This is a genomic window from Shewanella ulleungensis, from assembly GCF_014648315.1.
Classification (GTDB): domain Bacteria; phylum Pseudomonadota; class Gammaproteobacteria; order Enterobacterales; family Shewanellaceae; genus Shewanella; species Shewanella ulleungensis.
In genome coordinates this window covers 1-4534 of record NZ_BMQW01000023.1, presented here as the reverse complement: position 1 = coordinate 4534, position 4534 = coordinate 1, and the positions used below count along the sequence as shown (strand labels likewise).

The window sequence follows — 4534 nt, the reverse complement described above, 5'->3', positions numbered from 1 at the left end:
GAGCGTTATCGATTTGTGCGAAGTTACGAGCTTCACCACCATAAGTCTTAGACAATACAGCTGAAATAGCTGCTGTAAGAGTTGTTTTACCATGGTCAACGTGACCGATGGTGCCTACGTTTACGTGGGGCTTTTTACGTTCAAATTTAGCTTTTGCCATGGTATCGCCTCAATCCAATAGTTTGGTGATGAAAACACACATATAGTAAAAATCCGATGCATTAATATGACATCGAATCGATTATCGTTAAGGAGTTAGTATGACAGGCTGGTGCTGATAGGCAGATTCGAACTGCCGACCTCACCCTTACCAAGGGTGCGCTCTACCAACTGAGCCATATCAGCAATCAAATTTTGGAGCGGATGGCGGGAATCGAACCCGCGTTATCAGCTTGGAAGGCTGGAGTAATACCATTATACGACATCCGCGCAACCTAACATAGGCTACCTAACTACCTAGAAAATGGTGGAGGGAGAAGGATTCGAACCTTCGAAGGCTGAGCCGTCAGATTTACAGTCTGATCCCTTTGGCCACTCGGGAACCCCTCCAGAGAAAATGGTGCCGGCACCAAGAGTCGAACTCGGGACCTACTGATTACAAGTCAGTTGCTCTACCAACTGAGCTATGCCGGCGTGTCATTTCGGGTTCGGATATTAGGTAAATGTGCTCAGGAGTGCAATAGATAAATGCGAAAAAACTTAAAAAAAGTTTCAAATGGCGCTTTTTTACACTCTTTTTTGAAATGAAGCGCAATTTCTAGCCGAATATATTACACATGACCATAAATCAATATCAAAGTATTGTCGCCTATTATTCGATAGTGTAATGTGCCTGACCAACCTAGAGGAATGGTTATGACTTCAATAAACTCAATACAAGATGCACTTTACTTTGCTTTTCAGCGCGAGCATTGGGCTGAATTACGCAAATCAGTGCCACTCACATTGAGCCAAACAGAACTCGAAAACCTTCGTGGTATGAATGAGAAGCTGTCACTCGATGAAGTCACTGACATTTATCTTCCTCTAAGCCGTTTATTAAATCTCTTTGTAGGCTCAAAACAACAACGCGGCCTTGTACTTGGCAAATTCCTGGAACAAAAGAATTCCCCTAGTCCTTATATTATTAGTATTGCTGGCAGTGTAGCTGTTGGTAAAAGCACTACAGCCCGTATTTTACAAACTTTATTACAACGTTGGCCCGAACACCCAAAAGTAGATCTTGTCACCACTGACGGTTTTTTATATCCGCTTGCAGATCTTAAACGTAAGGGGTTATTGCAACGTAAAGGCTTCCCAGAGAGCTATGACATGAAAATGTTAGTTGAATTTATTTCTGCCGTTAAATCGGGTAATAAAGAAGTTTTGGCACCATTATATTCGCATGTCACTTATGATAGATGCCATGATGAACATCAAGCAATCCGTCAGCCTGACATTTTGATCCTAGAAGGTCTCAATGTATTGCAAACTGGACTGGACACGCCCATAGATACAAGGCGCCCTTTTGTTTCTGACTTTGTTGATTTTTCTATTTACGTAGATGCCGATGAAACACTATTAAAACAATGGTATAAACAAAGGTTTTTACAGTTCAGAAAAGGTGCCTTTAGCGATCCTGATTCATTTTTTCATCACTATTCTTCACTTAGTGACGATGAAGCAAATACAGTTGCGGCTAATATTTGGGACACAATCAATGGTCCCAATTTGCAACTCAATATCCAACCGACAAGAGAAAGAGCACACCTGATTTTACAAAAAGGTCAAAATCACTTAATGAATAAAGTATTGTTACGCAAATAAATACGATTATAAGCCTATTTAATAGGCTTTAGTTTGCTCTTAAACTTATCTCTCCACCCACAAATGCGTTTGTTCCTTGATCATTCTCTAACAAGATCGCTCCTTGTTTATCGATACCACGGCATATGCCAGTAACGGCATTAGGCGCCATTAATAGCGTAACCTCGCGATTAATGAATAAATCATTGTTATTCCAACGTTGTAAAAACGCATCTAAGCCCTGCTGTTCAAATAATACTAAATCACGTTTCAATTGTTGGTGTATTTTAACCACAAGCATCGTTTTATCTGGCATATTATCCATAGCAGACAGATCACTCCAAGGCTGATCAATTAATTCACCTTGCTCCACAGACATACTCATATTAATCCCGAAACCTATGACTAACTCTGTCTGTCTATCTGAGTGATGGCTCAACTCAATGAGAATACCGGCTAACTTTTTGTGTTCTAGATAAATGTCATTAGGCCATTTAACACCTAATCCTTCGACACCTAATTCTTGCAAGGTTTTAACAATTGAACATCCAACGACTAAACTTAAGCCGCTAGCATTTGAAATATCCAAATTTAGACGCCAAAACAAAGAAGCATACATATGATGGCCATATGGAGACAACCACTGACGCCCTCGCCGTCCACGTCCTGCTGATTGGTATTCAGCGACACAAATATCACCAGACTCGAGCTCCGAAGCATGGTTTAACATAAAAGCATTGGTGCTATTAGTTTCATCAAAGTAAAAACAGCGATTATCTATATTATTGACTAACTCACTTTCATTGATTAATGATATTGCGTTAGCCAGTTTATACCCTTTGCCTTTTACGCTATAAATTTCAACTCCATAATCTTTAAGCGCATCAATATGTTGGTTTATTGCTGCCCTAGTTAGTGATAGTTTCTTTGCTATAGCCTCACCAGAGACAAAACCTTTATGACTCAAACAAGCTAATATCTGTCTCTTACGTAACCAGTGTTCATTCATTAGATTTTAATCTCCCCATCGGGCCCTATAATTCTTGGCTCAGGCTGTAACGTTACCGCAAACTTATTAAATACAACATCAATAATATGGCGTGCTAACTGGCATACCTCTTCACCAGTTGCTGATCCCATGTTAACTAAAACCAGAGCCTGATTTTGATGTACTGCTGCATCTCCAAGTCGAAACCCTTTCAGCCCTGCCTGTTCAATAAGCCAACCGGCTGCTAGTTTGTATTGCCCATCAACTTGCTCGTAAGCAACAATTGTTGGAAATTCAACTCTTAGCTCAATAAATTCATTACAAGTGACTATAGGGTTTTTAAAGAAACTTCCTACATTGCCCAAAACTTTAGGATCTGGCAGCTTAGATTGGCGAACTTGACATACGCAGTCAAAAATCTGTTTTGCAGTTACTGTTTGTGGATCCATATTTTGTAGCGGACCATAATCCAATACTGGTTGCCATTGCTTAGGCAGTTTTAATGTAACTTCAGTGACTACGGCTAAATTTTTTAGTTCCTGCTTAAAAATAGACTCACGATAACTAAAATGGCACTGTTCATTACTGAACACTTGTAGGTCATTGCTATCTAATCGTAAAAACTCTATCGCATGACAAAAACGATTAAATTCCACGCCATATGCACCAATGTTTTGTATAGGTGCAGCACCAACAGTACCAGGGATAAGTGCCATATTTTCAAGGCCATTAATCTGATTAGCTAAACAGAATTCAACTAGATCATGCCAATTTTCACCAGCTTGAACACTAACGTAATAGTAGTCAGTGTCCATTGCCATTGTAATACCTTTGGTCGCGATATTGACGACTGTACCTCGGTAGTCAGTAGTAAACACCAAATTACTCCCACCACCAAGTATAAGCATGGGTAACTGCTTTGAGTATAAATCGGTACAAACATCAATCAGTTCGGACTTTGAAACCACGCGAACTAGAGATGAACAATATTGTTGAAGGCCAAATGTATTGAGTGGAGCTAACGAAGTAAGCATAAAATAATCAATCTAAAAATAATGACACATTGTAACAGGGAAAATAAATTTGATTAGCGAGTTTCTATTTAAAACTTAATACACTTCTTAACACTGATGTGCCTTAGTTATATTTGGCATATTAAAACCATTACATTAACCTACACCGACATTTAATTTGAATATAATATCAAGTCGAACATTAAGATAACTCTTTCTATGAGTCACGAGCTTTACACTTTCTTCTGTGAGAAATGAATAGCCTGGAAATGACCTACTCTCGCATGGGCATATCGACCACACTGTTATCATGCCCATTCAACACTCAAATTTCAGACGTAAAAAAGCCCGTTGCGTTAGCAACGGGTTATCACTCTCTTTTCAGAGAAATTAGGCGCCTGGAAATGACCTACTCTCGCATGGGCATATCGACCACACTGTTATCATGCCCATTCAACACTCAAATTTCAGACGTAAAAAAGCCCGTTGCGTTAGCAACGGGCTCATCACTCTCTTTTCAGAGAAATTAGGCGTCTGGAAATGAAGCTCTATGGTTTCCAGACAAATTTTTCTATCTAACGCTCATTCAAGCATTAAATAATAATTCGAAAAGCTGATTAAGCTTTATTAAAGCTTACTTGAGTTATCACACTATTTAAGCGCTCTATTCTAACCACTAAGGTCAGTAAAACCCATCTGGGTTGTATGGTTAAGCCTCACGGGTCATTAGTACAAGTTAGCTCAACGC

4 protein-coding genes and 4 tRNA genes are annotated in these 4534 nt (G+C 39.5%); 1 reads left to right on the top strand and 7 read right to left on the bottom strand.

Annotation, left to right across the window (positions count from 1 at the left end):
- The 5 genes from IEY40_RS19980 to IEY40_RS19960 all read right to left on the bottom strand — a co-directional run.
- On the bottom strand, positions 1-160 hold a 160-nt coding region (locus IEY40_RS19980; RefSeq protein ID WP_229777175.1), incomplete at its 3' end, for a GTP-binding protein.
- 109 nt (positions 161-269) lie between these two features.
- Positions 270-345 (bottom strand) — tRNA-Thr (locus tag IEY40_RS19975).
- A 10-nt stretch (positions 346-355) separates the two neighbouring features.
- Positions 356-429: transfer RNA gene (locus IEY40_RS19970), tRNA-Gly, on the bottom strand.
- A gap of 35 nt (positions 430-464) precedes the next feature.
- Positions 465-549: transfer RNA gene (locus IEY40_RS19965), tRNA-Tyr, on the bottom strand.
- 8 nt (positions 550-557) lie between these two features.
- A tRNA-Thr gene (locus tag IEY40_RS19960) sits at positions 558-633 on the bottom strand.
- A 222-nt stretch (positions 634-855) separates the two neighbouring features.
- Here IEY40_RS19960 and coaA point away from each other — a divergent pair.
- Entirely contained in the window at positions 856-1806 is a 951-nt protein-coding gene (coaA, locus tag IEY40_RS19955; RefSeq protein WP_188959339.1) for a type I pantothenate kinase, read from the top strand.
- A 28-nt stretch (positions 1807-1834) separates the two neighbouring features.
- Here coaA and birA read toward each other — a convergent pair whose 3' ends face one another.
- Positions 1835-2794, bottom strand: coding sequence for a bifunctional biotin--[acetyl-CoA-carboxylase] ligase/biotin operon repressor BirA (birA, locus tag IEY40_RS19950; RefSeq protein WP_188959337.1), 960 nt, complete (start codon positions 2792-2794; stop codon positions 1835-1837).
- The gene (murB, locus tag IEY40_RS19945; RefSeq protein WP_188959335.1) at positions 2794-3807 is read right to left on the bottom strand and encodes a UDP-N-acetylmuramate dehydrogenase; all 1014 of its coding nucleotides are present in this window, start codon (positions 3805-3807) and stop codon (positions 2794-2796) included. The genes birA and murB overlap by 1 nt, the downstream gene beginning before the upstream one ends.
- Positions 3808-4534: the final 727 nt, after the last annotated feature.